This is a genomic window from Pedobacter sp. (assembly GCF_045627485.1).
Taxonomy (GTDB): Bacteria; Bacteroidota; Bacteroidia; order Sphingobacteriales; family Sphingobacteriaceae; genus Pedobacter.
Window position 1 is genome coordinate 1 of the sequence record NZ_JAZQNU010000155.1, and the last position, 6,152, is coordinate 6,152.

At 41.9% G+C, this 6,152-nt stretch carries 2 protein-coding genes and 1 pseudogene; all 3 read right to left on the bottom strand.

All coding sequences use genetic code 11. The annotated features are described in order from the left end of the window. Window positions 1-1,212, bottom strand: a pseudogene (locus ACR2F3_RS12180) (PD-(D/E)XK nuclease family protein); the annotation flags it as partial. A 26-nt stretch (window positions 1,213-1,238) separates the two neighbouring features. Then, window positions 1,239-4,451, bottom strand: coding sequence for a UvrD-helicase domain-containing protein (locus ACR2F3_RS12185; RefSeq protein WP_432710248.1), 3,213 nt, complete (start codon window positions 4,449-4,451; stop codon window positions 1,239-1,241). 113 nt (window positions 4,452-4,564) lie between these two features. After that, a partial coding sequence (locus ACR2F3_RS12190) for a glycoside hydrolase family 3 protein (RefSeq protein ID WP_432710249.1) occupies window positions 4,565-6,152 on the bottom strand: 1,588 nt, incomplete at its 5' end.

Below are 6,152 nucleotides of genomic sequence, written 5' to 3' on the forward strand. Positions count from 1 at the left end.
AAGAAACGCTTCTACCTCTTTGAAACTAACGGTTTCTTTTTCGCCTTCGGTCAATTGAGCCTGCACGGTTAACCATAAATCCGCCAACCCAAAAATAGAACTGGCCACTAGCGGATAACCCATGGTGACGTTAAGGTCTAAAGGGAAAGTTGTTCCTCCATTTTGGTACTGCGTAGGAATGGTTTGTAAAACCGGGAGCAGCAAACTCTCATCCGCAAGGATAATAGCCATTTTACCCGGTTCATCGTTGGCACTCAACTGTGGATAATCCTTTGCTAAAGCCGACTCCAGTATTTTAGCTTGTGCCGTTTGGCCCTGCGTCTGGTATACATCGATGGATTTAACCGAACTCTTAATTAAGGGTCTGCTAGCCCCTAAAGTATTGATTAAACCCGTTTTCTCAAGGTTCTTACGTAAAAACAAACCCGCTTCCTGAGTTTTGTCGTCTATATAATAACTGTCGGTATCAAAATAAAATAATGCCCTGTCTTCCTGCTGCCAGCGTTTAAATACCCTGGCTTCAGCCTGAGTCAAAGCATTAAAACCGACAAATATCAATTTACCCTGAGCAAAACTGTCGGTGAAATCAGGAAGTGAAGCCGTTCCTTCTGCCAGCTGCCGATACACCTGCCCCATGGTAATCATGCCTTTTTCTTGTAAAGCGGCATGGTAACTGCGGTATAAAGTTGGCATGCGACGCCACATTTTTATAAATTGCTCCTGCTGTTTCTTTTGCTGCCCTTCATTATAAGACTTCCAGAAATCTTTTAAAAATTGCTGCTGCTCATCGGTCAGGTAATCGAACTGAAAATCAATCTCTGCAATATCTTCCAGTTCCTGAAACAGCTTTTCAGCATTAACCAAGTCGTTATCAATTTGGGCAAAGTCGCCAAGAATAATCCTGGCAATGGGATAAAACTGATGCAGCGCCATCCCCGAACTTCCTTCTTCGATCAGCAGTTTATTAAATTGCTGGAACAAGGTAAAGAACTGGGTATAGGTATCTGCTACCTTTAAATTGGTAGACTGAGCAAAAAACTCCTGTATGGTAAAAAAGGAAGGGCTCCAGAAAGGCTTCTGGATAATATTAGCAAGATGGCTTTGTAAATAAGCTGCCGGACGTTTATTGTTAAATATGATGGCGGAATGTTGCAATTGACCATCAAACCGCATCACTAAATCTTCAGCTACTTCTTTTAAAAATGGTTTCATATCGGGTATAGATCGGGTATTGCTGGTTAAACTGCTTTTAACTTACCGGTTACGGCATAAAACAAATAGGTGGTTACTTGTGGGTAGCCCATGGCTAACAGCAGACTTTTATAATGCGCCACCTGTTCAATGTGCTTATCACTTTCTTCGAGCGTAAATTTATAGTCTATAACGATTACCCCGTTGTCCTTTACCAATACCTTATCAGGGCGGTAACTTTTGCCCTTTTCATCAATAATGGTTTGTTCGGTTAAGCTGTATTTGGTATCACGCAACAACCTTTGCAGCGCTTCGTTTTCCAATACAGCCAATGCGCGTACTTTTAAGGATTCCAGTTCTTCCAGTTGAAACAAACCTTCGGCATGCATATTATTTAATACCTGGTCAACTTCTTCCTTATAAGTTGCCCTTGCCAGCACTTCGTGCAAAATACTACCGGTACGGCCGGCATCGGGACCAATAAGTAACTCCAGGTTCTGGCGTTTTAAACTGGCATCAAATATTTTACTGAGGCGGTTAGATACCGGGTATTCCTGTAATTCCACTACGCGTTTCTGTTCTGTTACTGAATCTTTGCTTAAAACCGGCTCGTCTAAAATATATTCTTCCTCGTGGCTTATCTGATCGCCGAGCGAACGGATAAGCAAATCGCCAATATTGGTCATGGAATCCGCTTTTTTCCAGGGTGCACTGATATAAAGGTATTCTTTAGAACGTGTGGTGGCTACGTACAACATGTTTAGCGCATCCATATTATTATAGAGCAGCTCTTCGAAGTACGACGTTGCAACCGTAGAGTTGCCGAGTTCTTTATTGTATTTTAAAGGAATGCTGTTTAACAGGTGATAAGGTGTACCCGCTGCAGGTACCCAGAAAATACTATTTGTTTTGCCGTTAATGTCCCAGTTGCAAAAAGGGACCATGACCGCTTTAAAGGCAAGTCCTTTTGATTTATGGATGGTAACCACTTGCACGGCGTCGGCACTGTCTGATGAAGGTAAGGTTTTCTTAACACCCTCTTCTTCCCAATAGCGCAGAAAAGCAGTAATCCCTTTCTCGCCCTGACGGGCAAAGTTGCCAGCAAAGTCGCGTAAAGCAAATAAATAAGGCAAGTGTGCTGTCATGGAGTTCAACCCATAGGCTTCTATAATTTTCTCGAGCAGCTCCGGCAAGGGTTGCTGCATCCAGTGTTGCCAGTTCAGGCACAAATCAGGGGGCAATACCTCGGTAAGCTGGGAAAGCTTCTTATACTTCAGTCCAAAATAATGATGCGTGGATACTTCCCTTTGTTGCAAACGATTATACAGGCTAATGGCATTGGCTTTATATAAGGCAGTATTATCAGGCAAACCGGCCAGAATCTGCATAGTATTTAAAATCAGTTTCACTGCACTATTATTGGCAATTAATAGAGCCTCGCCGGAGATCACGTTGATGCCATTTTCCAACAGCGCTTTCACCGCAGCAATAGCTTCTGAATTTTTGCGTACCAATACGCAAATGTCTTTCCGTTTGTATTTTTTTACTTCCAGGAGCCAGGTAATTTCTTCCATCATTTTCTGAATGGCCAGTTCAGTGAAAGTAAGCTTAGCCTCTCCTTCGTCGTTTTTAAGCACCAGGCACTTAATCGTTCCCCCTTTTAAGGTTTTCGGTGTTGTTTTTTGTGTAGCACCGGCATAAACATCATTAATAATGTGGTCAAAACCCTGGTCTGTCCACCAGCCTTGAATATCATTGCTGGTTTCTTGTGCTGCAATGGTTTGGTTTAACTGCAATTGCAGCAACTGGGGCAATTGTTTGTATAAATTATTGTTAAATTCTATGATGTTATCCGTACTCCTGTAATTTTCTTCCAGGCTGTCGTCCATAATATGGTGTGCCCCCAGATCTGTCTTTGCCTGCTGGTGCAGGATATTCCAATCGCCATTACGCCAGCGATAAATTGACTGTTTGGTATCACCTACAATTAAATGGTCGATCAATTGCTCACTTGGCGCTGCCATGGCATTGCTGAGTAACGATTTGAAACTGCCCCATTGGTTGGAAGAGGTATCCTGGAACTCATCGAATAAGAAGTTTTTGTAGAAACTTCCCATCTTTTCCCAGATAAAGGAAGGGTTGTCATCAGCATCGTCGGTAATGCCTTTAAGTATATTCTGTGCATCGCTGATCAGCAAATTCGGACTTTCATCACGGTAGCTTTTTAGCAATGCGGCCATTTCCTGCATCAAACGTAGATAATAGAGATTTTTACTAAAACCTTGTGCCAATACATATTCTGCCAAACCATCCTGGTAAAAGGAGAGCAGGTTTTTTAAAACCGGATTTAATTCCTCATACAGTGTACTGCTTTTTCCTTTTTGCAGCCACTCATCGGGTTCATCTATGAGTTTTGCAAATTTAGGTATAACTGAAATATCGCCATTAACCACTTTCTGCAGGTTATTTAATGGGGAACGTGATTTTCCTTTTAGTATGCTCGGATCGATATCCAATACCTGGTAAATCTCCCAGGCATCTTTAGCCTGCTGGAGCAGGGTGCTTTCAAATAAATCGATACGCTGGCGGGTAAGCACTTTATAATCGTTAAACAGATCATCAAGGTTAACCATCTGGCTTAAGGTTTCCATTGCCTTTTCGAAAGGCTGATAACGTTCCTTAAAAATTTCGCTGGTCAATTCAAGCAGCTCCCGGCGGTAGTTCCAGCTTACATTATTTTGTATGCGGTCTTTTGCCAGGTTAATGATCCATTGCAGCAATTGCGGCTGCTCATCCAGGGCCTTATCAAGCTTATCGGCAAGCTCATTTTTGACCTTATCATAATTCATTTCCAAACCATACCCTGCATCTAAGCCAAGCTCGAAAGCGAAACCACGGATCACCTTCTGCACAAATCCGTCAATGGTGCTTACTGAAAAGCGACTGTAGTCATGCAATATCCTGCGGTAAATGTGATCTGCCTGGTTCTTCAGTTGTTGCGGATTTAAGTGAGGATGCGCCTGTAACACTAACTTCCTATAGTCGTTAATTTTATTACTTTCGTCACCCGTGGCTAAACCCCTTAACACTTCCAGAATCCTGGATTTCATTTCCTCTGTAGCCTTATTGGTAAAAGTAACGGCCAGGATTTCGCGGTATTTGGTTTCGGCGCTAAACAACAGGATCAGGTAGTGGACGGTTAAACTGAAAGTCTTTCCTGAGCCGGCAGAAGCCTGAAGAATTTTTAAAGGTTTTGGCATGAGCGTCAAATTATCGAAAAAGAATTATTTGGTAGCAATAAAGGTATTAATATTTAAACGCAAAAAAGGCCAGCTTCCTGTAAGCCGGCCTTTTTTGCGTTTGTTATAGCAGGTTACAAACCATCGCTATATTTAAAAAAGTTATTCACTGTTACAGGAAGTCTTCCGGTGGCAATCAATTTATTTGTGAACACTTTAGCAGCAGCTTTCTGCATAAAATCTTCTTTCTGGTAAGCAATTAACAAGGCTTTGCTATTTTCAAGACCCGGCCATTGCGATAAGTTATATGGGTTAGCAAATACTGCAAGGGCAGCATTTTTATTAGACATGTTTTTGATAAACATTTTAAGGTCTGCGCTTAACACCATGCCATTTGACGGACGTGTACGGGAGTCGTGTATACCAATAATCACCTGGTCAAATAAATTCAGTTCTCTTAATACCCTGGCAACTGCATTGGCATTTGCATTTTTATCTAGCGTAAAAAACACCGAGTTTTTATAATGAGCACCTAGCTCCTTTTGAAAGGTGGTTACTTTAGGTGTACCAATACTAATGATAGCAGTTCTTTTACCCTGTGCTAAAGATTTAATATAATCTCTTCCTCTCAGTAAGGTCATAGAAGCATCGGCAAGTTCCTGTACTAAAGCATGGCTTTCCGGGCGATTTACCTCAGCTGCTACATTTTGTTCGTTAAGTGAATCCCTATGGTTTAGGCCTGCATAATATTTAGCCATAAGGATCTTTCTAACACTTGCGTCAATTTGATCCATGCTAATTCTTCCTGAACGCACTGCTTTACGTACCAATCGAATGGCACGTTCACTGTTCTGTGATATTTCAAGAATGTCGTTTCCGGCAATAATGCCCATCACATCAGCCTCCCCGTCTTTAAAGTGTTTAACCACACCTTTCATTTCCATCGCATCAGAAATAATCAAGCCTCTGAAACCTATTTCTTCTTTTAAAAGGCCTGTTACAATTGGCTTAGATAAAGTAGATGGCATGTTAGGCGTATTATCTAAAGAAGGAATATTCATGTGTGCGATCATCACTCCAGATGCACCTTGCATAATTAACTCACGGAAAGGGTAGATTTCAAGGCTATCCAGTCGTGCTTTTGTGAAATTAAGTTGAGGAAGATCGTAATGTGAATCCACATCAGTGTCTCCGTGGCCAGGGAAATGTTTAATGCTGACTAATAATCCGCCATCCTGCATACCTTTCATATAAGCCGCAGCTTTGGTAGCCACATTGAATTTATTTTCCCCGAATGAGCGGTAATTGATTACCGGGTTCTTTGCGTTATTGTTTACATCAACAACTGGTGCCAGGTTCATGTGCATCCCAATGCGTTTATAATCCTTCGCCACTTCCAGGCCCATCTTATAAATAAGATCTGTTCCCTGAATAGCGCCTAATGCCATTTGGTAAGGGTAAGAAATGGTACTGTCCAGGCGCATACCTAAACCCCATTCGCCATCATTGGTCATTAACAAAGGTACTTTCGCAAGTTTCTGGTATTTGTTGGTGAGTATGGCCTGGCGCCCCGGCCCTCCCTGGAAAAACACAATCCCTCCGATCCTTTCTTTTTGGATTACACGTCCGATAGAATCTTCATATGCTTTTGTCGAGTTCGTTAATCCTCTTACAAAGAACATTTGTGCAATTTTGCTTCGTCGGTTTAATTTATTAAAAACA

Coding starts and splice junctions, on each gene's coding strand:
- ACR2F3_RS12185 (WP_432710248.1), bottom strand. CDS start 4,451: ATGCCAAAACCTTTAAAAATTCTTCAGGCTTCTGCCGGCTCAGGAAAG.